The organism is Scandinavium tedordense (genome assembly GCF_024764965.1).
In the GTDB taxonomy this organism is placed as follows: domain Bacteria; phylum Pseudomonadota; class Gammaproteobacteria; order Enterobacterales; family Enterobacteriaceae; genus Scandinavium; species Scandinavium tedordense.
In genome coordinates this window covers 359,055-382,576 of sequence record NZ_JALIGG010000054.1, presented here as the reverse complement: position 1 = coordinate 382,576, position 23,522 = coordinate 359,055, and the positions used below count along the sequence as shown (strand labels likewise).

Genomic DNA, 23,522 nt, shown 5'->3' with positions numbered 1-23,522 from the left:
TCACTTCACCTGGCGCATCAAGGCAAGCTGAGCCTCAATATACAAATACCCGATTCCCAACACCTGCTCTACTTGCGTTAGGGCGCCAAAGCCGATCTGCGTTGAACGTGCCCGGGAAGTGTCGCCATGATCGAAAGGATTGAAACCAATTTGCCGCATAATGGTATTAAGCCAGGTTGTACCAAAGGCGCAGCTTCGGCCGTAGAATAATATCTGATTGATATTCAATATGTTGAGAAGGTTATACAGGCTAAGGCCGATGGCATTTGCGGAATTATCGACCCAATTTCTTACCCAGGGTTCCCCTCTTTCCCAGGCGTCAATCAGTTGTGCTGTGGTCACGGTTTCAGGGCTCAATCCCGTGATCGGAGGTTGCGTTTTTAACCATACACGGGCCTGTTTTTTCAGGGCGCTCAGTGAGGCAACGGTTTCCAGGCAACCATAACGCCCGCAGTCACAGACAACGCCGTCTGGTGCGATAATGGTATGACCGATTTGTCCACTGCCGTACAGGCTGCCGCGATAAACCTGATCGTTAATCACAAAGGACGATCCAATTCCATAATCAACGTTAATCACACAGAAATCACGGTCGCGCGCGGTATTTTGCCACTTTTCAGCCAGCGCCAGCATCACGCAGTCATTGTCCACCATCACGCGGATCCCCAACTTCTCTTCCAGAAGATACTTCACTTCTACAGGTGTTTTCCAAGGGGCTTGCGGCATAGTTTGCGATACGCCGGTCACCGGATCGACCTGACCATGGATAGCCAGTGCCAGATTAATGGTTCGATCGGGCCATAATTTGCGGTGACGGTGCCAGCATTTTTCGATCTCTGCCAGCAGTGCTTGCGGATCAGGAGCGCTGATAGCAAAGCGTTCAAATTCACCTTTTGGACTCAGACAGGTGTTAGCCAACTGAGACTCGATACTGGTGGGCGTAACATTCAGGCACAGCGTCCAGTCTCCTTCTGGCGAAATCAGCCAGGTGCCACTGCTGTGTCCACGCGTCTGTTTTTCATCTTCGACATTCAGTACCCGCCTCTCGCGTTCAAGCTCCTCCAGAATATTGCTTACCGCCGGGATAGAGATTTGGGCCAGGCGCGCCAGCGTGGATTTATTGGCACGTTTCACCCGATACAGAAGTTCAAGGAGCACGCATTTGTTGTAGTGACGGATCTGTTGGTTATTGATACATGCTCTCATTTAACTTAACTCTGTTTACTGTAATGCGTGATTATTGTGCAAAAACATTGCCAGATTGTTCATTAAACTGCCATCAATCTTTTAATTCAGTATGTCTTGTTAATATTGAGGGCGATATGAATCCAGTAAATGTTTGGCAGGAAAGCCTCCAGATACCGACTTATGAAACCGGACCACAGGATATTCATCCCATGTTTCTGGAAAATCGTGTCTATCAAGGGTCATCCGGAGCTGTGTATCCCTATGGCGTGACCGATACGCTCAGTGAGAACAAGACACTCAAAGAGTGGCAGGCAGTATGGCTGGAGAATGACTACATCAAAGTCATGATTTTGCCTGAGCTTGGCGGGCGGGTGCACAGGGCGTGGGATAAAGTCAGACAGCGCGATTTTGTTTATCACAATGAGGTTATTAAGCCTGCGTTAGTGGGGCTATTGGGGCCATGGATATCGGGGGGGATAGAATTTAACTGGCCGCAGCATCATCGACCAACAACATTTATGCCCGTCGATTTCACGATTGAGGCGCATGAAGACGGAGCACAAACCGTATGGGTAGGTGAAACCGAGCCGATGTATGGCCTTCAGGTGATGACCGGATTTACCCTTAGACCGGAACGTGCCGCTCTGGAAATTGGCAGTCGCGTCTACAACGGCAACGCGACACCGCGTCATTTCCTGTGGTGGGCGAATCCGGCTGTCAAAGGTGGTGAGGGCCATCAAAGCGTCTTTCCACCTGATGTAACGGCCGTATTTGACCACGGGAAACGCGCCGTCTCGGCGTTCCCTATCGCGACCGGAACCTATTACAAAGTGGATTATTCGGCGGGCGTCGATATCTCTCGCTACAAAAACGTGCCGGTGCCCACGTCCTATATGGCGGAAAAATCGGCCTACGATTTTGTTGGGGCGTGGAGCCATGATGAAAATGGCGGACTGTTGCATGTCGCTAACCACCATATTGCACCAGGGAAAAAACAGTGGAGTTGGGGCTACAGTGAATTTGGTCAGGCATGGGATAAGAGCCTGACGGATACCAATGGTCCTTATATTGAGCTTATGACCGGTATCTTTGCCGATAACCAGCCGGATTTTACCTGGCTCGATGCCTGGGAAGAGAAACGTTTTGAGCAATATTTCCTGCCTTACCACTCGCTGGGAATGGTGCAAAACGCTTCCCGTGATGCGGTTATCAAACTACAACGCACGGAGCAGGGGACTGAATGGGGGCTGTATGCTATCGCTCCTTTATCGGGCTATCGACTGGTCATCCGGGAAACTGAAAATCGTGAAACATTGCTGGATAGCGCCGTCGAGTTGACGCCTGCCACTGTAATGCAGGGCCTGTTGAGCGACATTGATCCGATAAGAATGACCATAGAATTGATTGATGCGAAGGGCAAGGTTGCGCTGCGCTATCAGGAGCATCAGCCCACAGCTATACCCCTTCCGGAAGTGGCGAAAGTGCCATTGACGGCAGCTGAGATAACCAGCGTTGATGAAGCGTGGTTTATTGGTCAGCATCTTGAGCAATATCACCACGCTAGCCGTTCCCCATTTGACTACTACCTGCGCGGCGTCGAGCTGGATACGCACGACTATCGTTGTAACCTGGCGCTGGCGCTGCTTGAGTACAATCGTGCTGATTATGCTTGTGCTATCAGCTATGCCACTCTGGCGTTGAAACGTGCGCATGGTCTGAATAAAAATCCTCAATGTGGCCAGGCAAGCCTGATCCGTGCCAGTGCTTCTGAGCGTCTGGAAAAATGGCAGGATGCCGAGGAGGACTTCTGGCGCGCAGTCTGGAGCGGTAACAGCAAAGCCGGTGGCTATTATGGCCTGGCACGACTGGCAGCTCGCCAGGGCGATAGCGACGTAGGGCTGGATTTTTGTCATCAAAGTTTGCTTGCGTGTCCGACTAACCAGGCCGTGTTGTGTCTGCAAAACCTGTTGCTACTCCGCAGCGGGTGCCGGGACGATGCCCGTCTTCAGCGTGAGATGCTGTTGCGTGACTATCCTCTGAATCCGACGCTGTGGTGGCTCTGTTGGCATGATGAGGGGAGCGAATCTCGCCTTGAGCAATGGCGGGGAATGTGTCGCGGTCGTGATGTGAATGCCCTGATCACTGCGGGGCAACTCATTAGCTGGGGATTACCACAACTGGCAAGCGAAATGCTGGTAGCGCTCGACTGTCAGCGCACACTTCCGCTCTATCTGCAGGCTAGCCTCAAGCCTGCAGCGGAGCGCGCCGGGTTGGTCGAACAGGCTCGTGAAGCATTTCCGGCGTTTGTCCGTTTCCCCAATACCCTCGACGAAGTGGCCGCGCTGGCCAGTATTGAAGAGTGCTGGTTTGCCCGCCATTTATTGGCCTGCTTCTTTTACAGCAAACGTAATTACGACAAGGCTATCGCACTGTGGCAGCGCAGCGTAGAGATGGCGCCAGAGTTTGCTGATGGCTGGCGCGGACTGGCAATCCACGCCTGGAATAAAAAGCAGGACGGGGTAAAGGCTGCCCGTTATCTGGACACTGCCTGCCAATTGTCTCCGCAAGATGCCCGGTTGCTTTTTGAACGAGACCTGCTGGATAAGCTGACCGGGGTGTCAGCGCAAACACGTCTTGCACGCCTTGAGACACATTTGCCCTGCGCTCTTAAGCGTGACGATTTGACCGCTGAGTTATTGAATTTGTGGCACCTGACAGGCGCGACCACGAAAGCGTCAGAGATTCTGGCGACGCGTAAATTCCACCCATGGGAGGGAGGCGAGGGAAAAGTCACCAGCCAGTTTATCCTTAACCAGTTGCTGCGGGCGTGGCAACAGATTGAACGCCAACAGCCCCAGTCTGCAGTGGCTTTACTGCAGGACGCCCTGAATTACCCTGAGAATCTGAGTGAAGGTCGCCTGCCCGGTCAGACCGATAACGATATCTGGTTTGCGTTAGCCGTTTGCGCACAGATGCAAGGGGATGAAGCGGAAACACAGCGCTGCCTGCACCTCGCGGTAACGGGCGATCGCACTATCAACATCCACAGTTACTACAACGATCAGCCTATCGATTATCTCTTCTGGCAAGGCATGGCATTGAAAATGTTAGGTGAACAGTCGGCATCGGCCCACCTGTTCACTGAGATGAAGCTGTGGGCACAGCAGATGGCGAAAAATCCGATTGAAGCAGACTTCTTTGCCGTCTCCCAGCCGGATCTCTTGTCGCTGTATGCCGACCTGCAACAACAACACCGGGAGAAATGCCTGCTGGTGGAAGCGCTGTCAGCCGCAGGACTTGGTGATGTTGAGGGATATGAAAACGTCTGCAATGCACTGGAGAAATTGAACCCAGCCTGGCCGAAAGCGGCGCTGTTTGCTCAGGTGATGCCCTTTGTGATGCCACTCGTTCACTAACATTCGAAAACCCGGAAGGAGTCCCTCATGCTCAGACACATCAGAACACCGATTATCTCGTTATTGGTCTTTACGCTGTGCAGTTGGTTTGTTACTGGCTTCGCAGCCGAGAAAAAAATGACCATCGGCGCTATCTATCTGGATACCCAAGGGTATTACGCAGGTGTGCGTCAGGGGGTTCAGGATGCGGCGAAAGCCTCGACGGTGCAGGTTCAGTTAATCGAAACCAATGCCCAGGGAGATATATCTAAAGAAAGTACCTTTGTCGATACCCTGGTAGCGCGCAACGTGGACGCCATTATCTTGTCTGCCGTCTCCGAAAATGGCAGTAGCCGTACCGTTCGCCGTGCCAGTGAGGCCGGTATTCCGGTGATTTGCTACAACACCTGCATTAATGCAAAAGGCGTTGATAAATATGTTGCCGCGTATCTGGTAGGCGATCCGCAGGAGTTCGGTAAAAAACTCGGTAATGCAGCAGCAGATTATTTTATCGCCAGCCATATCAGCGAACCCAAAATAGCGGTGATCAATTGCGAAGCCTTTGAAGTGTGCGTCCAGCGGCGAAAAGGGTTTGAAGCGGCGCTGAAAGCACGCGTGCCGGGGGCGAAAATTGTGGCGAACCAGGAAGGCACGGTGCTGGATAAAGCCATCTCCACGGGGGAAAAACTGATTATTTCGACGTCGGGTCTGAATGCCATTATGGGCGAGTCGGGTGGCGCAACGCTGGGGGCGGTTAAAGCCGTGCGTAATCAGAATCAGGCCGGAAAAATTGTCGTTTTCGGCTCTGATATGACCACCGAAATCGCTCAGGAACTTGAGAGCAATCAGGTGCTGAAAGCCGTGGTGGATATTTCCGGTAAGAAAATGGGGGATGCCGTTTTTGCCCAGACTCTGAATGTTGTGAATAAAAAACCGCCGACAGAGAAGGTGATTCAGGTGCCTATCGATCTCTACACCAAAGTGGAAGATGGCAAACAATGGCTGACAACGCATGTGGATGGTCTGCCTTAAACGCATTGTTCAATGGCTGAGGTGCTTATGTTTACGACAACGCAAACAGAAGCTGTACCGGTAGCAAAAGTGGTGGACGGAAATAAGCGTTACCCTGGTGTGGTTGCGCTGGATAACGTCAACTTCACACTGAATAAAGGCGAAGTGCGTGCTTTGCTCGGCAAAAATGGTGCGGGTAAATCAACCCTGATTCGTTTGCTGACAGGCAGCGAGAGCCCGGACAGCGGGGAGATCTGGATTGGTGAAGCCCGGCTGGAAGGCGATGAAGCAACGCTAACCCGTCGCGCTGTCGAGCTGGGGGTGCGAGCAGTCTACCAGGAGCTCAGTTTGGTTGAAGGGCTAACGGTGGCGGAGAATCTCTGCCTGGGGCACTGGCCACGACGCAACGGCATGGTCGATCACATTCGGATGAAAAATGAGGCGCTGCAAAGCCTTCATTCGCTGGGCGTTGAGGTGAGTCCTGACCAACTGGTTTCTTCACTCAGTCCGGCTCAAAAACAGCTGGTGGAGATAGCGCGGGTGATGAAGGGCGAGCCGCGAGTAGTCATCCTCGATGAACCGACCAGCTCGCTTGCCAGTGCTGAAGTGGAGCTGGTTATCACCGCAGTGAAGAAAATGTCGGCATTGGGTGTGGCGGTCATCTACGTCAGTCATCGCATGGAGGAGATTCGCCGCATCGCCTCCTGTGCCACCATCATGCGTGATGGTCAGGTCGCTGGTGATGTCGTGCTGGACAGTACTCCAACCGGTCATATTGTTTCGATGATGTTGGGCCGCGCGCATGCTGACAGCAGTCCTGTCGAGACCTCAGTAATACATGGCGAACCGGTTTTGGACGTTCTGGGCCTGAGTCAGTTACCGAAACTCGCCGGGATCAACTTTACACTTCGTCGCGGCGAAGTGCTTGGTATTGCCGGTCTGCTTGGCGCAGGACGCAGCGAATTGCTTAAAGCCATTGTTGGACTGGATGCCTTTGATTGCGGGGAAATCCGGGTTAACGGCGAAGCCATCAAACGTCCTGATTACGGTGAAATGTTGCGGCGAGGGATCGGGTACACCCCTGAAAACCGCAAAGAAGCAGGAGTCATTCCTTGGCTGGGCGTCGATGAGAATACGGTGATAACCAATCGGCATAAGGTCAGCATACGCGGTGTGTTGCAGTGGGAGGCTATCCGCCGAGTGACTCATGAGGTGATGGCGCGAATGACGGTCAAGGCTGCCAGCAGTGAAACGCCCATTGGCACACTTTCAGGGGGCAATCAGCAAAAAGTGGTGATCGGACGTTGGGTGTATGCCGGTAGCCAAATCCTGTTGCTCGATGAGCCAACTCGCGGAGTCGATATTGAAGCCAAACAGCAAATCTATCGCATCGTTCGTGAGCTGGCCGCAGAAGGAAAAAGCGTGGTGTTTATCTCCAGTGAAGTGGAGGAATTACCACTGGTGTGCGACCGCATTTTGCTGTTGCAGCACGGTACTTTCACCCGTGAATTTCACTCACCGGTCAGTGTCGATGCCCTGATGTCCGCCATTCTGACCGTACATTGATGGCACCCATCCCAAGGAAACTGAATATGTCAGCGTCATCTTTAACGTTGCCGGAAGGCAAAAGCGTATCGTTTAAACAGTTCATGAGCCGCCACATTAACGAAGTGGGGCTGTTAGTAGTGATTGCCATTCTCTATCTGGTGTTTTCCATCAATGCACCCGGCTTTATCTCACTGAATAACCAAATGAATATTCTGCGCGATGCGGCCACCATTGGGATCGCGGCCTGGGCGATGACGCTGATTATCATCGCGGGTGAAATCGATGTCAGTGTTGGCCCCATGGTGGCGTTTGTCTCGGTCTGTCTGGCATTTTTGCTGCAATATCACGTCCCGTTGGGCATTGCCTGCTTGCTGGTGCTGCTCCTCGGCGCGCTAATGGGCACGCTTGCTGGCGTTTTACGCGGCGTGTTTAGCGTTCCGAGTTTTGTGGCCACTCTGGGGTTATGGAGTGCCTTGCGCGGGATGGGGTTATTTATGACCAATGCGCTACCGGTGCCTATTGATGAAAGCGACGTGCTGGACTGGTTAGGTGGGCAGTTTCTCGGTCTGCCGGTGTCAGCACTGATCATGATGATTCTGTTTGTGGTCTTCGTTTTTGTCAGTCGTAAAACCGCATTCGGTCGCTCGGTTTTTGCGGTAGGCGGGAATGCGACGGCGGCGCAGCTCTGTGGCATTAACGTCAGACGCATCCGCATCATGATTTTTACTCTCTCCGGGCTGCTTGCTGCTGTCACCGGTATTCTGCTGGCCGCGCGGCTAGGGTCCGGTAATGCCGGTGCAGCTAACGGTTTGGAGTTTGATGTGATTGCTGCCGTCGTGGTGGGGGGAACGGCACTCTCCGGTGGGCGTGGCTCGTTGTTCGGCACGCTGCTCGGAGTACTGGTTATCACACTTATCGGCAATGGTCTGGTGCTTATCGGGATTAACTCCTTTTTCCAGCAGGTCGTGCGAGGCGTCATCATTGTGGTGGCGGTACTGGCGAATATTCTGCTGACGCAGCGCAATAGCAAAGTCAAACGCTGAAAGGATCCAACGCCCTGACGCGGAAGCTGCAGGGATGAAAATTGATCATATTAAGAGAGGGATTTATGAAAACTATGCTGGCGGCTTATTTACCAGGCAATTCTACCGTGGACCTGCGGGAGGTGCCCGTCCCTGTGCCGGGTATGAATCAGGTACTGCTCAAAATGAAATCGTCGGGGATCTGTGGCAGCGATGTGCATTATATCTATCATCAGCACCGTGCCACAGCGGCAGCACCGGACAAACCGTTGTATCAGGGTTTCATTAATGGACATGAACCTTGTGGTCAGGTTGTGGCGTTAGGCCCAGGTTGCCGCCACTTCAAAGAAGGCGAACGCGTGCTGGTTTACCATATTTCCGGTTGTGGTTTTTGTCCAAACTGTCGACGTGGATTTCCTATCTCTTGTACCGGTGAGGGAAAGGCCGCTTACGGCTGGCAGCGCGATGGTGGCCATGCGGAGTATCTGCTGGCGGAAGAGAAAGACTTGATCCGTCTGCCGGAGATGCTCAGTTATGAAGATGGTGCTTTTATCAGCTGCGGTGTGGGTACCGCTTATGAGGGCATTTTGCGTGGCGAAGTTTCTGGCAGTGACAATGTGCTGGTCGTCGGGCTGGGGCCGGTAGGTATGATGGCGATGATGCTGGCGCGTGGACGTGGTGCGAAGCGGGTGATTGGCGTTGATATGCTCCCGGAGCGTCTGGCAATGGCGAAACAATTGGGCGTTATGGATAACGGCTACCTCGCCACAACGGAACGCCTGCCGGAGCTGATCGCAGAAATGACGCGCGGCGGGGCAGACGTGGCACTGGACTGCTCAGGTAATGCTGCGGGACGTTTGCTTGCGCTGCAATCTACAGCCGATTGGGGACGGGTGGTGTATATCGGTGAAACCGGCAAGGTAGAGTTTGAGGTTAGCGCCGATCTTATGCATCACCAGCGGAGAATTATTGGTTCCTGGGTGACCAGTCTGTTCCATATGGAAAAATGTGCCCATGATCTGACTGACTGGAAGCTCTGGCCGCGTAATGCGATTACGCACCGTTTTTCTCTGGAGCAGGCGGGTGATGCTTACGCGCTGATGGCAAGCGGTAAATGTGGGAAGGTGGTCATCAATTTTCCGGATTGAGGAGACAACGGATGACGCTATTCAGCTTGAAAAATGGCCCGTTGAGCCTGGAGGTTTCCTCCACCGGTGGGACGATTGAAGGGTTCAGGTCGCGGGATATTCCGCTGCTGCGGCCGGGTAAAAATAATGGTGTAGCAACCGATTCATCCTGTTTCCCTCTGGTGCCTTTTGGCAATCGTGTCAGCGGTAACCACTTTGTCTGGCAGGGTAAAGAATACACCTTCGAGCCGAATGTTGATTGGGATGAACACTATTTGCACGGTGATGGTTGGCTGGGTGAGTGGTATTGCGAGGCGCAGTCTGATGATCGTCTGTGTCTTGTATACCATCACCGTCACGGCGTGTATCGCTATCAGGCGACACAGTCGTTTCACCTGACGAATAATTCGCTAAAAGTCACACTTTCAGTAACAAACCACGGAGATGAAACGCTACCTTTCGGACTCGGCTGGCATCCTTTCTTTCCGATGGCAACACAAACTCGGGTACAGGCAAAGGCAAATGGGTACTGGCTGGAACGGGAGCAGTGGCTGGTTGGGGCGTATCAGACTGAGCAGCAGCAGGATCTCGATTTCACTCTTCCATCACCGCTGCCGCGTCACTGGGTTAACAATGGTTATGCAGGCTGGAATGGCGTGGCGCATATTTCACAGCCCCACGATGGCTATGCAATAACGATGGAGACGGATCCGCCTGCTCCTTGTTATTTCATTTTTGTATCTGATCCAGACTTTGACGATGGCTACACTTTCGATTTTTTCTGCTTTGAACCCATGAGTCATTGCCCGGATGACCATCATCGCCCTGGCGGCGGAAATCTCACTCCGCTGGCGCCAGGCGAGAGCACTGAGCTCAATATGACACTACGGATTATATCTGCCGAATGACGCTACGATACCTTGCTGCGCAAGGTATCGTTTTTTACTGAACTTCCTTAACTTTATAGCGTGCGGACAGTGTCTGTTTGCGCATTTCGCTTTGTTTAGACTCAGCTCTTTAGTGCGTACCGGGCGAATTTTTCGTCTGGCTAACGAAGGAGCTGAGGGAATGAGTAATTCGCAGACAGCAGTAAAAATGGGCTACGTCTGGACTATTTGTCTGGTGGCGGCCTGCGGTGGTCTGCTATTTGGCTACGACTGGGTCGTGATTGGCGGCGCAAAGCCCTTCTATGAAGCGTATTTCAATATCACCGATCCGGCGCAGTCTGGCTGGGCAATGAGCTCGGCGCTGACTGGGTGTATTTTCGGGGCGCTGATTTCGGGCTGGAGTGCGGACAAGTTTGGCCGTCGTCTGCCGCTGATTGCCTCCGCCATTCTGTTCAGCGTCTCGGCCTGGGGCACGGCGATGGCGAGCAACTTCGAACTGTTCGTGGTGTATCGCATCGTCGGTGGGGTCGGGATTGGGCTGGCGTCGGCACTGAGTCCTTTATATATCGCGGAAGTGAGCCCGGCGGAAAAACGCGGACGGTTTGTAGCCATCAATCAGCTGACTATCGTAATTGGCGTACTGGCGGCACAGCTGATTAACCTGCTGATTGCTGAACCCGTGGCGGCAAGTGCGACCCAGCAGACCATCGTGGAAAGCTGGAACGGACAAACGGGATGGCGCTGGATGTTTGGCGCGGAACTGGTTCCAGCGCTGGCATTTCTGCTGCTGTTGTTTGTGGTACCAGAGTCGCCGCGCTGGCTGATGAAGGCCGGCAAAGAAGCCCGTGCACGTCAAACCCTCGAACGTATTGGCTCGCCAGCCTATGCCACACAAACCCTGAATGACATCGCGCATACGCTGGCGAAAGACACGCAGCGAGTGTCGTTTGCCATGCTGTTACAGCCAAACATCCGTCCGGTGGTGATCATGGGGATGGTACTGGCGGTATTCCAGCAGTGGTGCGGGATCAATGTCATCTTTAACTATGCGCAGGAGATTTTTGCCTCAGCCGGGTTTGATATCAACGGAACCCTGAAATCAATTGTAGCGACAGGGATAATCAACCTGATTTTCACGCTTGCCGCGCTGCCGCTGGTCGACAAAATCGGCCGTCGCAAGTTGATGCAATTGGGGGCCTGTGGACTGACGGTTATCTACATGCTGATCGCCGGAGCCTACGCACTGGGTATCATGGGCTGGCCAGTGCTGCTACTGGTGCTGGCGGCGATTGCCATTTATGCCCTGACGCTGGCCCCGGTGACCTGGGTACTGTTATCAGAGATTTTCCCCAACCGCGTGCGCGGGCTGGCGATGTCGCTCGGCACGCTGGCGCTGTGGATTGCTTGTTTCCTGCTGACCTACACTTTCCCGCTGCTCAATGCCAGCCTGGGAGCATCAGGCAGTTTCTTGCTGTATGGCATTATCTGCGCCCTGGGTTGGATCTACATTCAACGCACTGTGCCGGAAACCAAAGGCGTCACGCTTGAAGCGTTGGAAGAACAGCTTACCGGGCGACCTGACCCGACGTCAGCAGCAAAAGTGGGGAGGGCAAACGGATGACGGACAAATTGTGGCTGGAAAACGCGCATCTGCGGATGAGTGTCTCTCCTCAGGGCGGGTGTGTCTGGAGCCACAGTCGCATCCGGTCAATGCGCATCGAATGCCGGGGCAGCCCGGTGTCGTGCTGTTAATGCCCAAAGAAACGTGGCGATTTTCTTCGAGCATCCTCGTAAATTAGCCTGATAGATGTTGGGAAATTGTTAACCTTACTTGCCAGCCGTTGCGTTTGCCGCCAGACTAGCGCCACCATTTGGGAGGGAATCATGGTCTTGCATTCCACGCGCTGGCTGGCGCTCAGTTATTTTACCTACTTCTTTAGCTACGGCATTTTCTTACCATTCTGGAGCGTGTGGCTGGCAGGAACGGGCCTGACGCCGGAAACCATCGGCGTGCTGCTCGGTGCGGGTCTGGTGGCGCGCTTCCTCGGCAGCCTGCTGATTGCGCCTCGCGTCAGCGATCCATCGCGATTAATCCGCGCATTACGCATTCTGGCGTTGCTGGCGCTGCTGTTTGTGCTTGCATTCTGGGCTGGCACCAAAGTGGCGTGGCTGATGGCGATGATGGTGGGCTTCAACCTGTTCTTCTCACCGTTGGTTCCGCTGACGGATGCGCTGGCAAACACCTGGCAAAAACAGATAACCATGGACTACGGTCGCGTGCGTCTGTGGGGCTCGATTGCCTTCGTGATTGGTTCGGCACTGACCGGTAAACTGGTGAGCCTTTTCGACTATCACGCGATCCTGGCGCTGCTCAGTATCGGCATTGCCTCCATGCTGATAGGGATGATGATTACCCCATCGATTCAGCCGCAGGGTGAAGCCCGGCAGCATGAGGAAAGCGCAGGCTGGCCTGCATGGCGATCTCTGGTGATGCAAAGCTGGCGTTTTCTGGCCTGCGTGTGTCTGTTACAGGGCGCGCATGCGGCGTACTACGGTTTCAGCGCAATTTACTGGCAGGGCGCCGGATATTCCGCATCGGCAGTGGGCTATTTGTGGTCATTGGGTGTCGTGGCGGAAGTGGTTATTTTCGCGGTCAGCAAGAAGGTGTTCCGCCGTTTCGGTGCGCGGGATTTACTGCTGCTTTCGGCATTCTGCGGCCTTATCCGCTGGGGCATCATGGGCTGGACAACGGAATTGCCGTGGCTTATCGTCGCGCAAATCCTGCACTGCGGCACCTTCACCGTCTGTCATCTGGCGGCGATGCGCTACATTTCCGCCCGTCAGGGTAGCGAAGTCATTCGTCTACAGGCGGTCTATTCCGCCGTCGCGATGGGCGGCAGTATTGCCATCATGACCGTCTTCGCCGGATTCCTCTATCAGCACCTGCAGCAGGGCGTGTTCTGGGTGATGGCGCTGCTGGCTATTCCCGCGATGTTTATCCGACCGAAAGTCACGGTTCAGCCAGGCGCTTCTAGCATCTGACAAATATGTTGGCGCTGTCGCTCGCTGAGCGGCTCCCCGGCGTGGATAAGCGGCGGGGAGAACAGCGGCAGTGCAAGCGTATAGGGCGTGACGATCAGTGCCACGCCTTTCGCTGCACCTTCTTTTTCGAAAGCGTGCAGCGTCTGGTATTTGATGTTCAGCGGCAGCAGCGTTAGCTCGCGCAGTTGCTGTTCAATTTCTTGTTCAAGCTGCGGGTTGTCTCCCGTCAGCAGCACGACCTGCTTCTCCTGCAGGTCACTTTCCTGCATCAGCCACGCGCCAAAAATCACCGCAATCAGGCCCATCTCTTCATCAGAAATCCGCAGCGCATAGTGCGATTCAAACTCGGTCAGCGCTTGTTGAGTGGTGCGCATCAAGCGCGGATACAGGCGCTGCACTTCTTCCGGCAGGCTGTTATCAATCCCGACGCCGTACAGGCAGCGGTTAATCGCCTGCGCCAGATGGACATACAGCTGGTCGCGCAGCCCCCGACGGTCGCTGAACTGCCGCCCGGAAAGCTGCTGGAAACGGTCAATCAGCTGGTTAATACTGCGATAGAGCCGTACTTCCTGGGTGTGATGGTCACGTTTCGGATCCGGCACTTTCAGCATCATAAATAACATCGCGAGGAACAGATGCTCGTCAGGATGGGCGTTTTTCAGGGTCCGGCGCTGCCAGTGACGGGCAATTTCTGCCGCCACCTGATATTCAGCGCTGGCCTGCGCCCATTTGCGCTGCCCATCATTAAATACCGGTGATTGCTGCGGCTGCTGTTGCAGCAGGCAATATTGCAGATACAGACTGAGAAAGGCGGCATCGCGGCTGTCGAACTGGCGCTGAAGATTTTGCCCGCAGCGATTGACCAGCGCGCGAAGGTTGGTATCGTCATACAGAATCCGCGAGATACCCGATTGTTTAAGCTGCGTTTTGAGCGATGGGGTAAACTGCCCTTGGATAAACCCAGGGCACAGCCGCAGGGCGCGGCGCAGCCAGTGAATCAGGCATAAGCGCTGGTCAAGTGTGGTGCCTTCAATCCGGTAGCTGCCGTCTGCAAGCGTCACGATGTTGAGTCGGTGATAGCGCTGGATGACGTGACGTATTTCGGCGATATCCTGGCGGGCGACAGCGTCATCAACGTTGTTCACCCGGATTATCGCCTCTGGCGTCACGGACTGCCCTGGCAGATACAGCATTAGCAGGATCTGGCAGCGGCGCTGTGGACTGGAAAGCACAGATGGCGGTTCAAGCACGGTCATCATCTGTCAGGTTCCAGAAAGGTTTTTGATAAGAATAGCTAAAGGTTGACGGCGTGAAAGCCAGACGGGACGCCTTTGCGCAAGGATTGCTGGGGTCGGTCACAGAATTTTTCACTGAGGATGCAATGACGAGAGTGAAACCGGGCATGGTTCTGGCTTTTGGCGCGCTATTATCGTGGCAGGCGTCAGCGCACCCGCACAGTTTTATCAGCATGCAAAGCCAGCTGGTGGCAAGCGGCGGGCAGTTGACCGCCATTAATATGCGCTGGACGATGGATGAAATCACTTCCGCCGATTTGCTCTATGACGCGGGTAATGCCAAACCGGGGGATGAGGTCTGGAAACGTCTGGCGGCAGAAGTGATGGCCAACGTCCTTGGGCAGCACTATTTCACCGAGTTCTGGCACGGTAAGCAGAAGGTAAAATTTGAAAATCGTCCAACGTCCTACGGGCTTTCCCGCGAAGGGCATAAAGCGGTGCTGACGTTTACTCTGCCACTGGCCACACCGCAGCCACTCGCCGGGCAGACGTATCAGTTTTCCACCTTCGACCCGACCTATTTTGTCGATATGCATTACGACAAAGATGCTTATGTCACACTGCCCGCCGATGCGCCAAAAGGCTGCAAGCTCAGCATGCACACGCCGAAACCCAATGAAGATTTGGCGGCCTACGCGCTGTCGCTCGACAAGGCCGATGCGCCGCCCGAGGATATGGATTTAGGTAAACAATTTGCTCAACAGGTGACGCTGACATGTCCTTAATCTTTCCGGTAGCGAAGCGCTCACGCCGCTGGCTGCAACTTTGGCCGCTGGTGCTGTTTCTGATTGCGGCGCTGGCGGGTGGGTCATGGCTGTGGCACGCCTGGCCGCAGGTGTTGCTGAAAAGCATTATTTGGCAGCGGGAGCTTAATCTGCAGATGAGTGGTTTGTTGCAGGCGGTGGCGGAAAACCCGATGAAAGCGGGCGGCTCGTTGCTGACGTTCAGTTTCATCTATGGCGTACTGCACGCGCTCGGGCCGGGGCATGGGAAAGTTGTCATCACCACCTGGCTTGCAACGCATCCGTCGCAACTAAAATCGAGCATCGGCCTGACGCTGATGGCGTCTTTATTACAAGGCTTGGTGGCGATTGGTTTGGTCATTGTGGTGCTGACGCTATTGGCATTACCTGCGCGCCAGCTGCATCTCAGCAGTTTCTGGCTTGAAAAGGGCAGTTATGTGCTGGTCGGTGTGCTGGGATTATTGTTGTGCTGGCGGGCGCTGAAAAAGCTGCGTCAGATTTTACGCAAGCCGACTTTTACCGCGTTTACTCCGCATCATGACCACCACGCCAACTGTGGCTGTGGGCATCAGCACATGCCAGACCCGCAACAAATGGAAAGCGGCAACGACTGGCGCGCGCGGTTGGTGATTGTGCTGTCGATGGGGATGCGGCCCTGTTCCGGGGCGATTATGGTGCTGTTATTCAGTAAGGTGATTGGGGTGTTTAGCTGGGGAGTAGCGTCTGCGCTGGCGATGGCGGCGGGCACATCGATAACCATTTCATCGTTGGCATTGCTGGTACACAGTTTCCGTCAGCTGGCGGTACGTTTGAGTGGCAATCATGCGCCGGTAATGTGGCGGCAAATTGGCTGGACGACACTGGCATTTGCGGGTGGAGCGGTGCTGGTGGTTGCGGCGGTGGTGATGTGGCTCAGCGCGGTGCCGGAGGGCAGGGGGTTGAGACCGTTTTGACAGTGTAGATGTATTCCCCTCCCCCAGGCCCTCTCCCCATAGGAGAGAGGGGACCGCTCGGTGCGGATTTCTCCCTCGCCCTTGTGGGGTGAGGGCGGGGTGAGGGGAAACGCGATTAGCGCTTCAGCGCTTCGCTCAGTTCATCGCGCATGCTGGCCAGCATCGCTTTCACGACGCGTGGGTTGCCTGCCACGATGTTACCGGTAGACATGAAGTTATGACCGCCAGTGAAATCACAAACCAGAGCGCCAGCTTCACGCGCAATCAGTTCGCCCGCAGCAAAATCCCACGGCTTCAGGCCCAGTTCGAAGTAACCGTCAACGCGGCCTGCAGCCACATAGGCCAGATCCAGTGCAGCGGAACCCGAGCGGCGGAAGTCAGCGCATTCGGTGAACAGTTTACCCAGAATATTCATATAAGCTGGAGCGTGCTGCTTAGCTTTGAACGGGAAGCCGGTCGCCAGAATGGTGCCGTCCAGATCGCGGGCATTGGTGCCGCGCAGACGGTAACCGTTCAGCTGTGCGCCCTGACCGCGGGTCGCAGTGAACAGTTCGTTACGCATTGGATCGTAAACCACAGCCACTTCAGTACGGCCTTTAATGCGTACGGCGATGGATACAGAGAAATGAGGAAGACGTTTTACGAAGTTGGTGGTGCCATCCAGTGGATCGATAACCCATTGAACATCCTGATCTTCGCCTGCTACTTCGCCAGACTCTTCGGCGATAATAGTGTGCTGCGGGTAAGATTTACGGATAGTTTCGATAATAATCGCTTCTGCGGCTTTATCGACATTCGTCACGAAGTCATTGCTGCCTTTCTGGCTGGTTTCTACGGAATCTGGGGTCTCGTAGTGCTTGGCAATAACATTACCCGCCTTGCGCGCTGCGCGCACGGCGATGGTCAACATAGGATGTTGCATCGGTCACTCTCACTGGATGTTAAAGAACGGGAAAAACGGCGCACATCATAGCAGCGAATTCGGTTTCTGTCTTCGCTTTATGATAATATGGATGAATAATCTTTAGCCGAAGAATGACAATGCTGCAAAATATTCGAATCGTACTGGTAGAAACTTCCCACACTGGCAACATGGGCTCCGTGGCTCGCGCGATGAAAACCATGGGGTTAACTAACCTCTGGCTGGTTAATCCGCTGGTGAAACCCGACTCTCAGGCCATCGCGCTAGCTGCCGGTGCCAGCGATGTGATTGGTAACGCACAAATCGTCGATACCCTTGATGACGCGCTGGCTGGCTGTAGTCTGGTCGTCGGCACCAGCGCCCGTTCTCGTACGCTGCCATGGCCGATGCTTGACCCGCGTGAATGTGGGCTGAAAAGCGTGGGCGAAGCCGCACAGGCCCCGGTCGCACTGGTATTTGGCCGCGAACGCGTGGGCCTGACCAACGACGAACTGCAAAAGTGCCACTACCACGTCGCGATTGCCGCGAACCCAGAGTACAGCTCGCTGAACCTGGCGATGGCAGTACAGGTGATTGCCTACGAAGTGCGTATGGCGTGGCTGGCTTCTCAGGAAAAAGAAGAAAGCAGCGTAGCGGAAGCCGAAGAAGTGGCGTACCCGCTGGTGGACGATCTGGAGCGTTTCTACGGTCATCTCGAGCAGACGCTGCTGTCTACTGGCTTCATTCGCGCCACCCATCCGGGGCAGGTGATGAACAAATTGCGTCGTCTGTTTACCCGTGCGCGCCCGGAAAGCCAGGAGCTTAATATCCTGCGCGGAATGCTGGCCTCTATTGAGCAAAAGAATAAAGAGCAGTGATACCGGCAGGCAAAATGCGTGTTAATTAATGAGCGCACGGATGGTTAAATACCTGACTAAAACAGTCAGGTAAATAGTTGACTGTTTTAGTCAGGAATGTCAGACTTGGCCCTGCTATGCAATATATACATTTTAATAACAACCCCGGGCAGGGGCGAGTTTGAGGTTAAGTAAGACATGAGACTGACATCTAAAGGGCGTTATGCCGTGACCGCGATGCTGGACGTTGCGCTCAACTCCGAATCGGGCCCGGTTCCGTTGGCCGATATTTCTGAACGTCAGGGAATTTCACTTTCCTACCTGGAACAGCTGTTCTCCCGCCTGCGTAAAAATGGACTGGTGTCCAGCGTACGTGGCCCGGGCGGCGGTTATCTGCTGGGTAAAGAAGCCGGTAGCATCGCCGTTGGCGAAGTGATCAGCGCAGTCGATGAATCCGTAGACGCTACCCGTTGTCAGGGTAAAGGCGGCTGCCAGGGCGGCGATAAATGCCTGACCCACGCGCTGTGGCGCGATCTGAGCGATCGTCTGACCGGTTTCCTGAATAACATCACCCTCGGTGAGTTGGTGAATAACCAGGAAGTGCTGGACGTAGCTGACCGTCAGCACGCGCAAGAGTCCCATCGCAGTACCCGCGGACAAGACGCTATCGACGTCAAGCTGCGCGCATAATAATAGAATTTCAGAATCAGGCCGGGGTGCCCCGCACCCCGTAAACACGGTCGTACATCCAGCCGGTTGCCTGGTTCATTGCATTGAGTGATGTACGGAGTTTAAGAGCAATGAAATTACCGATTTATCTCGACTACTCCGCAACCACGCCGGTGGACCCGCGTGTTGCCGAGAAGATGATGCAGTGCCTTACCCTGGACGGAAACTTCGGTAACCCGGCTTCCCGTTCACACCGTTTTGGCTGGCATGCTGAAGAGGCGGTAGATATCGCCCGTAATCAGATTGCTGAGCTGGTGGGCGCTGACCCACGCGAAATCGTCTTTACCTCTGGTGCGACCGAATCTGACAACCTGGCAATTAAAGGTGCGGCCAACTTCTACCAGAAAAAAGGCAAGCACGTCATCACCAGCAAAACCGAACACAAAGCGGTTCTCGACACCTGTCGTCAGCTGGAGCGTGAAGGGTTTGAAGTGACTTACCTCGCCCCGCAGCGCAACGGTATTATTGACCTGAAAGAACTCGAAGCGGCGATGCGTGAAGACACCGTCCTCGTTTCCATCATGCACGTGAATAACGAAATCGGTGTGGTGCAGGATATCGCGACTATCGGCGAACTGTGCCGTTCACGCGGTATTATCTACCACGTTGATGCGACCCAGAGCGTGGGCAAACTGCCTATCGATCTGAGCCAGCTGAAAGTTGACCTGATGTCCTTCTCTGGTCACAAAATCTACGGCCCGAAAGGCATCGGCGCGCTGTACGTGCGTCGTAAACCACGTATCCGTATCGAAGCGCAGATCCACGGCGGCGGTCATGAGCGCGGTATGCGTTCCGGTACTCTGCCTGTGCACCAGATTGTGGGCATGGGTGAAGCTTATCGCATTGCCAAAGAAGAGATGGAAACCGAGATGGCGCGTCTGCGCACTCTGCGTAACCGTCTGTGGGAAGGCGTAAAAGACATGGAAGAGGTTTACCTGAACGGTGACCTCGAGCAGGGCGTGCCAAACATCCTCAACGTCAGCTTTAACTACGTTGAAGGCGAGTCACTGATCATGGCCCTGAAAGATCTGGCTGTGTCTTCCGGTTCCGCCTGTACGTCTGCGAGCCTTGAGCCGTCTTACGTACTGCGTGCGCTGGGCATGACTGACGAGCTGGCACACAGCTCCATCCGTTTCTCTTTAGGTCGTTTCACTACCGAAGAAGAGATCGACTACACCATCGCGCTGGTACAGAAATCCATCGGTCGTCTGCGTGAACTCTCTCCACTGTGGGATATGTTCAAGCAGGGCGTGGATATCAACAGCATCGAATGGTCGCATCACTAATCGGAACCCTATAAGGAGAATTCATCATGGCTTACAGCGAAAAAGTTATCGATCATTACGAGAATCCACGCAACGTCGGCTCGTTTGACAACAGCGACGACAGCGTCGGCAGCGGCATGGTCGGCGCACCGGCCTGCGGCGACGTGATGAAGTTGCAGATTAAAGTCAACAATGAAGGTATCATTGAAGACGCGCGCTTCAAGACCTACGGCTGCGGTTCTGCTATCGCGTCCAGCTCCCTCGTGACCGAGTGGGTGAAGGGTAAATCCCTGGACGAAGCACAGGCTATCAAGAACACCGATATTGCCGAAGAACTCGAACTGCCACCGGTGAAAATTCACTGTTCGATTCTGGCAGAAGACGCGATCAAAGCCGCTATTGCGGACTATAAAAGCAAACGTGAAGCTAAATAAGATCTGAGGTTTTTTATGTCGATAACCCTAAGCGACAGCGCTGCTGCACGAGTCAGTTCCTTCCTGTCCAACCGTGGCAAAGGCTTCGGTCTGCGTCTGGGCGTGCGGACTTCCGGTTGCTCTGGTATGGCCTACGTGCTGGAATTTGTCGATCAACCTGACGCCGAAGACACGGTGTTTGAAGACAAAGGCGTGAAGGTTGTGGTCGATGGCAAAAGCCTGCAGTTCCTCAACGGCACTGAACTGGACTTCGTAAAAGAAGGCCTCAACGAAGGGTTTAAATTTACCAACCCGAACGTTAAAGACGAGTGCGGTTGCGGCGAAAGCTTCCACGTTTAATCACGCGTACGATAACCCCACGGTGGCCAGGCTGCCTGTGGGGTTTGCTTTTTAAGAGATAGCTATGGACTACTTCACTCTCTTTGGCCTGCCTGCCTCTTATCACCTCGATAGCCAGCAGCTCGCCACGCGCTTTCAGGATTTACAGCGCCAGTTCCATCCGGACAAATTCGCCAGCCACTCTTCCGCCGACCAGCTTGCTTCGGTGCAGCAATCCGCGACCATTAATCAGGCGTGGCAAACCCTTCGCCACCCGCTGATGCGCGCGGAATACCTGCTGTCACTGCACGGTTTTGATTTGGCGAGCGAGCAGCACACGGTGCGCGACACGGCGTTTCTGATGGAACAACTGGAGCTGCGTGAAGAGCTCGATGAGATTGACCGCGCCAAAGACAATTCCCGTCTGGATGCATTTATGCGTCGTGTAAAAGGCATGTTTGACACGCGTCATCAGCAGATGGTCGCGGAACTCGATAATGAAACGTGGGAGAGCGCGGCGGATACCGTGCGTAAACTGCGTTTTCTCGATAAACTGCGCAGCTCAGCAGAACAACTCGAAGAAAAGCTGCTCGATTTTTGATTCTGGAAGATCATCATTATGGCCTTATTACAAATCAGTGAGCCTGGTCTGAGTGCCGCGCCGCACCAGCGTCGTCTGGCGGCGGGCATCGACTTAGGCACCACCAATTCACTGGTCGCTACCGTACGTAGCGGTCAGGCTGAAACATTGGCCGATAGCCAGGGGCGCCATCTGCTGCCCTCGGTCGTGCATTACCAGGCGCAGGGACATGACGTGGGCTACGACGCTCGCACCAATGCCGCGCTGGATCCGGTCAATACCATCAGCTCTGTAAAACGCCTGATGGGCCGCTCGCTTGCCGATGTGCAGGCGCGCTATCCGCATCTGCCTTATCAGCTCCAGGCAAGCGTTAATGGCTTACCGATGCTGGCGACCAATGCCGGTTTGCTGAACCCGATTCGTATCTCTGCGGATATTCTCAAAGCCCTGTCTGCCCGTGCGACCGAAACGCTGGAAGGCGAACTCGATGGCGTGGTGATAACCGTTCCGGCTTATTTCGACGATGCACAGCGTCAGGGCACCAAAGACGCCGCGCGTCTGGCAGGCTTGCACGTGCTACGTTTGCTGAATGAGCCGACGGCTGCGGCCATCGCCTACGGTCTGGATTCCGGCCAGGAAGGCGTCATTGCCGTCTACGATCTCGGCGGCGGTACGTTTGATATTTCTATTCTGCGGCTCAGCCGTGGCGTGTTCGAAGTGCTGGCGACCGGCGGTGATTCAGCCCTCGGCGGCGACGACTTCGACCATCTGCTGGCGGATTTCATTCGTGAACAGGCGGGGATTGCCGACCGTTCCGATAATCGTGTACAGCGCGAACTGTTAGACGCCGCCATTGCCGCCAAAATTGCCCTCAGCGATGCCGACAGCGTTCACGTTGACGTGGCGGGCTGGCAGGGCAACATCACCCGCGAGCAGTTCAACGAGCTGATTTCTGCGCTGGTGAAACGCACGCTGCTGGCCTGTCGTCGCGCGCTGAAAGATGCGGGCGTCGAAAACGAAGACGTTAAAGATGTGGTAATGGTTGGCGGTTCTACTCGCGTGCCGTTAGTGCGCGAACGCGTGGGCGAATTCTTTGGCCGCACGCCGCTGACTTCTATCGACCCCGATAAGGTGGTTGCCATTGGCGCGGCGATCCAGGCCGATATTCTGGTCGGCAACAAGCCGGACAGTGAAATGCTGTTGCTGGACGTCATCCCGCTGTCGCTGGGTCTTGAGACCATGGGCGGCCTGGTGGAGAAAGTCATCCCGCGTAACACCACCATTCCGGTGGCGCGTGCGCAGGAGTTCACCACCTTTAAAGACGGCCAGACTGCAATGTCCATCCACGTAATGCAGGGTGAGCGCGAGCTGGTGCAGGATTGCCGCTCTCTGGCGCGTTTTGCGCTGCGCGGTATTCCGGCGATGCCAGCGGGCGGGGCACATATTCGCGTCACCTTCCAGGTGGATGCCGATGGCCTGCTGAGCGTAACGGCGATGGAAAAATCGACCGGCGTAGAATCCTCTATTCAGGTGAAACCGTCTTACGGTCTGAGCGACGATGAAATCGCGACCATGATCAAAGACTCGATGAGTTTCGCCGAACATGACGTCCAGGCGCGCATGCTTGCTGAGCAAAAAGTGGAAGCGGCTCGCGTGCTGGAAAGTCTGAACAGCGCACTGGCAGCCGATGCCGGGCTGCTCAGCGTTGAAGAACGCCAGGCAATTGACCACGGTGTTTCTGTTCTGCAGAAAGCCGCCGTTGGCGATGATGCCGATGCCATAAAAGAAGCCATTAAAAATATCGACACACAAACCCAGGAATTTGCCGCACGCCGTATGGACCAGTCGGTCCGTAAAGCGCTGAAAGGCCAGTCCGTGGACGAGGTTTAATATGCCAAAGATTGTTTTTCTGCCACATCAGGATCTCTGTCCGGATGGCGCAGTTCTGGAAGCGAAAAGCGGTGAAACCATTCTGGACGTTGCTCTGCGCAACGGGATTGAGATTGAACACGCCTGTGAAAAATCCTGTGCCTGCACGACCTGCCACTGCGTCGTTCGTGAAGGTTTCGATTCGCTGCCGGAAAGTACCGAAGACGAAGATGACATGCTCGACAAAGCCTGGGGTCTGGAACCTGAAAGCCGCTTAAGCTGTCAGGCGCGCGTCACCGATGAAGATCTGGTGGTCGAGATGCCACGTTACACCATCAACCACGCACGCGAGTACTGA

21 protein-coding genes are annotated in these 23,522 nt (G+C 54.7%); 18 read left to right on the top strand and 3 right to left on the bottom strand.

Going from position 1 to position 23,522, the window contains the following annotated elements; genetic code table 11:
• Window positions 1-1,206, bottom strand: a complete 1,206-nt coding sequence (locus MUU46_RS10745) for an ROK family protein (RefSeq protein ID WP_258965514.1) — start codon at window positions 1,204-1,206, stop codon at window positions 1-3.
• A gap of 116 nt (window positions 1,207-1,322) precedes the next feature.
• Between MUU46_RS10745 and MUU46_RS10740 the strand changes: the two genes are divergently transcribed.
• The 8 genes from MUU46_RS10740 (at window position 1,323) to MUU46_RS10705 (ending at window position 13,220) form a co-directional block, all read left to right on the top strand.
• The gene (locus tag MUU46_RS10740) at window positions 1,323-4,604 is read left to right on the top strand and encodes a DUF5107 domain-containing protein (RefSeq protein WP_258965513.1); all 3,282 of its coding nucleotides are present in this window, start codon (window positions 1,323-1,325) and stop codon (window positions 4,602-4,604) included.
• A 27-nt stretch (window positions 4,605-4,631) separates the two neighbouring features.
• Window positions 4,632-5,615, top strand: coding sequence for a substrate-binding domain-containing protein (locus tag MUU46_RS10735; RefSeq protein WP_258965512.1), 984 nt, complete (start codon window positions 4,632-4,634; stop codon window positions 5,613-5,615).
• A 27-nt stretch (window positions 5,616-5,642) separates the two neighbouring features.
• Window positions 5,643-7,160: a sugar ABC transporter ATP-binding protein gene (locus MUU46_RS10730; RefSeq protein WP_258965511.1), complete on the top strand. Its 1,518-nt coding sequence runs from the start codon at window positions 5,643-5,645 to the stop codon at window positions 7,158-7,160.
• A gap of 26 nt (window positions 7,161-7,186) precedes the next feature.
• Window positions 7,187-8,185, top strand: coding sequence for an ABC transporter permease (locus MUU46_RS10725; protein WP_258965510.1), 999 nt, complete (start codon window positions 7,187-7,189; stop codon window positions 8,183-8,185).
• 65 nt (window positions 8,186-8,250) lie between these two features.
• Window positions 8,251-9,312, top strand: coding sequence for a zinc-dependent alcohol dehydrogenase family protein (locus MUU46_RS10720; protein ID WP_258965509.1), 1,062 nt, complete (start codon window positions 8,251-8,253; stop codon window positions 9,310-9,312).
• Window positions 9,313-9,323: 11 nt separating this feature from the next.
• Window positions 9,324-10,199, top strand: a complete 876-nt coding sequence (locus MUU46_RS10715) for an aldose 1-epimerase (protein ID WP_258965508.1) — start codon at window positions 9,324-9,326, stop codon at window positions 10,197-10,199.
• 160 nt (window positions 10,200-10,359) lie between these two features.
• Window positions 10,360-11,799 (top strand): sugar porter family MFS transporter, encoded by a 1,440-nt coding sequence (locus MUU46_RS10710; protein WP_258965507.1) that lies wholly within the window; start codon window positions 10,360-10,362, stop codon window positions 11,797-11,799.
• A gap of 263 nt (window positions 11,800-12,062) precedes the next feature.
• A complete protein-coding gene (locus MUU46_RS10705) occupies window positions 12,063-13,220 on the top strand; it encodes a 3-phenylpropionate MFS transporter (protein WP_258965506.1) in 1,158 nt (385 codons plus the stop codon).
• Here the strand turns inward: MUU46_RS10705 and csiE are convergent.
• On the bottom strand, window positions 13,196-14,479 hold the full coding sequence (csiE, locus tag MUU46_RS10700) for a stationary phase inducible protein CsiE (RefSeq protein WP_159760737.1): 1,284 nt from the start codon (window positions 14,477-14,479) through the stop codon (window positions 13,196-13,198). The genes MUU46_RS10705 and csiE overlap by 25 nt on opposite strands.
• Before the next feature lie 122 nt (window positions 14,480-14,601).
• Between csiE and MUU46_RS10695 the strand changes: the two genes are divergently transcribed.
• Window positions 14,602-15,240: a DUF1007 family protein gene (locus tag MUU46_RS10695; RefSeq protein WP_374685003.1), complete on the top strand. Its 639-nt coding sequence runs from the start codon at window positions 14,602-14,604 to the stop codon at window positions 15,238-15,240.
• A complete protein-coding gene (locus MUU46_RS10690) occupies window positions 15,231-16,211 on the top strand; it encodes a nickel/cobalt transporter (protein WP_159760733.1) in 981 nt (326 codons plus the stop codon). Before MUU46_RS10695 ends, MUU46_RS10690 begins: the two co-directional genes overlap by 10 nt.
• A 115-nt stretch (window positions 16,212-16,326) precedes the next feature.
• On the opposite strand, the gene suhB is transcribed toward MUU46_RS10690, so the two are convergent.
• Window positions 16,327-17,133 (bottom strand): inositol-1-monophosphatase, encoded by an 807-nt coding sequence (suhB, locus tag MUU46_RS10685; RefSeq protein ID WP_110508899.1) that lies wholly within the window; start codon window positions 17,131-17,133, stop codon window positions 16,327-16,329.
• Window positions 17,134-17,252: 119 nt separating this feature from the next.
• Here suhB and trmJ point away from each other — a divergent pair, with 119 nt between their 5' ends.
• The 8 genes from trmJ to fdx all read left to right on the top strand — a co-directional run bounded on the left by trmJ (window position 17,253) and on the right by fdx (window position 23,522).
• Window positions 17,253-17,990 carry a tRNA (cytosine(32)/uridine(32)-2'-O)-methyltransferase TrmJ gene (gene trmJ / locus MUU46_RS10680; protein ID WP_159760731.1) on the top strand — a complete coding sequence of 246 codons (738 nt, stop codon included), beginning with the start codon at window positions 17,253-17,255 and terminating at the stop codon, window positions 17,988-17,990.
• A gap of 177 nt (window positions 17,991-18,167) precedes the next feature.
• A complete protein-coding gene (gene iscR, locus MUU46_RS10675; RefSeq protein WP_159760729.1) occupies window positions 18,168-18,659 on the top strand; it encodes a Fe-S cluster assembly transcriptional regulator IscR in 492 nt (163 codons plus the stop codon).
• A 110-nt stretch (window positions 18,660-18,769) separates the two neighbouring features.
• Window positions 18,770-19,984 carry an IscS subfamily cysteine desulfurase gene (locus MUU46_RS10670; RefSeq protein ID WP_258965505.1) on the top strand — a complete coding sequence of 405 codons (1,215 nt, stop codon included), beginning with the start codon at window positions 18,770-18,772 and terminating at the stop codon, window positions 19,982-19,984.
• 26 nt (window positions 19,985-20,010) lie between these two features.
• Window positions 20,011-20,397: a Fe-S cluster assembly scaffold IscU gene (iscU, locus tag MUU46_RS10665; RefSeq protein ID WP_015703172.1), complete on the top strand. Its 387-nt coding sequence runs from the start codon at window positions 20,011-20,013 to the stop codon at window positions 20,395-20,397.
• 15 nt (window positions 20,398-20,412) lie between these two features.
• On the top strand, window positions 20,413-20,736 hold the full coding sequence (gene iscA / locus MUU46_RS10660; protein WP_110508907.1) for an iron-sulfur cluster assembly protein IscA: 324 nt from the start codon (window positions 20,413-20,415) through the stop codon (window positions 20,734-20,736).
• A 64-nt stretch (window positions 20,737-20,800) separates the two neighbouring features.
• Entirely contained in the window at window positions 20,801-21,316 is a 516-nt protein-coding gene (hscB, locus tag MUU46_RS10655; protein ID WP_159760725.1) for a co-chaperone HscB, read from the top strand.
• An 18-nt stretch (window positions 21,317-21,334) separates the two neighbouring features.
• Window positions 21,335-23,185, top strand: a complete 1,851-nt coding sequence (hscA, locus tag MUU46_RS10650; RefSeq protein WP_159760723.1) for a Fe-S protein assembly chaperone HscA — start codon at window positions 21,335-21,337, stop codon at window positions 23,183-23,185.
• A 1-nt stretch (window position 23,186) separates the two neighbouring features.
• The gene (gene fdx / locus MUU46_RS10645) at window positions 23,187-23,522 is read left to right on the top strand and encodes an ISC system 2Fe-2S type ferredoxin (RefSeq protein WP_258965504.1); all 336 of its coding nucleotides are present in this window, start codon (window positions 23,187-23,189) and stop codon (window positions 23,520-23,522) included.

Excerpts from the sequence above, each read along its gene's own strand:
- MUU46_RS10745 (WP_258965514.1), bottom strand. The coding sequence starts at position 1,206 with ATGAGAGCATGTATCAATAACCAACAGATCCGTCACTACAACAAATGC.
- fdx (WP_258965504.1), top strand. The coding sequence starts at position 23,187 with ATGCCAAAGATTGTTTTTCTGCCACATCAGGATCTCTGTCCGGATGGC.
- MUU46_RS10725 (WP_258965510.1), top strand. The coding sequence starts at position 7,187 with ATGTCAGCGTCATCTTTAACGTTGCCGGAAGGCAAAAGCGTATCGTTT.
- MUU46_RS10710 (WP_258965507.1), top strand. The coding sequence starts at position 10,360 with ATGAGTAATTCGCAGACAGCAGTAAAAATGGGCTACGTCTGGACTATT.
- MUU46_RS10720 (WP_258965509.1), top strand. The coding sequence starts at position 8,251 with ATGAAAACTATGCTGGCGGCTTATTTACCAGGCAATTCTACCGTGGAC.
- MUU46_RS10735 (WP_258965512.1), top strand. The coding sequence starts at position 4,632 with ATGCTCAGACACATCAGAACACCGATTATCTCGTTATTGGTCTTTACG.
- MUU46_RS10695 (WP_374685003.1), top strand. The coding sequence starts at position 14,602 with ATGACGAGAGTGAAACCGGGCATGGTTCTGGCTTTTGGCGCGCTATTA.
- suhB (WP_110508899.1), bottom strand. The coding sequence starts at position 17,133 with ATGCAACATCCTATGTTGACCATCGCCGTGCGCGCAGCGCGCAAGGCG.
- MUU46_RS10670 (WP_258965505.1), top strand. The coding sequence starts at position 18,770 with ATGAAATTACCGATTTATCTCGACTACTCCGCAACCACGCCGGTGGAC.
- MUU46_RS10740 (WP_258965513.1), top strand. The coding sequence starts at position 1,323 with ATGAATCCAGTAAATGTTTGGCAGGAAAGCCTCCAGATACCGACTTAT.
- MUU46_RS10705 (WP_258965506.1), top strand. The coding sequence starts at position 12,063 with ATGGTCTTGCATTCCACGCGCTGGCTGGCGCTCAGTTATTTTACCTAC.
- MUU46_RS10690 (WP_159760733.1), top strand. The coding sequence starts at position 15,231 with ATGTCCTTAATCTTTCCGGTAGCGAAGCGCTCACGCCGCTGGCTGCAA.
- iscA (WP_110508907.1), top strand. The coding sequence starts at position 20,413 with ATGTCGATAACCCTAAGCGACAGCGCTGCTGCACGAGTCAGTTCCTTC.
- trmJ (WP_159760731.1), top strand. The coding sequence starts at position 17,253 with ATGCTGCAAAATATTCGAATCGTACTGGTAGAAACTTCCCACACTGGC.
- hscB (WP_159760725.1), top strand. The coding sequence starts at position 20,801 with ATGGACTACTTCACTCTCTTTGGCCTGCCTGCCTCTTATCACCTCGAT.
- MUU46_RS10730 (WP_258965511.1), top strand. The coding sequence starts at position 5,643 with ATGTTTACGACAACGCAAACAGAAGCTGTACCGGTAGCAAAAGTGGTG.
- csiE (WP_159760737.1), bottom strand. The coding sequence starts at position 14,479 with ATGATGACCGTGCTTGAACCGCCATCTGTGCTTTCCAGTCCACAGCGC.
- iscU (WP_015703172.1), top strand. The coding sequence starts at position 20,011 with ATGGCTTACAGCGAAAAAGTTATCGATCATTACGAGAATCCACGCAAC.
- iscR (WP_159760729.1), top strand. The coding sequence starts at position 18,168 with ATGAGACTGACATCTAAAGGGCGTTATGCCGTGACCGCGATGCTGGAC.
- MUU46_RS10715 (WP_258965508.1), top strand. The coding sequence starts at position 9,324 with ATGACGCTATTCAGCTTGAAAAATGGCCCGTTGAGCCTGGAGGTTTCC.
- hscA (WP_159760723.1), top strand. The coding sequence starts at position 21,335 with ATGGCCTTATTACAAATCAGTGAGCCTGGTCTGAGTGCCGCGCCGCAC.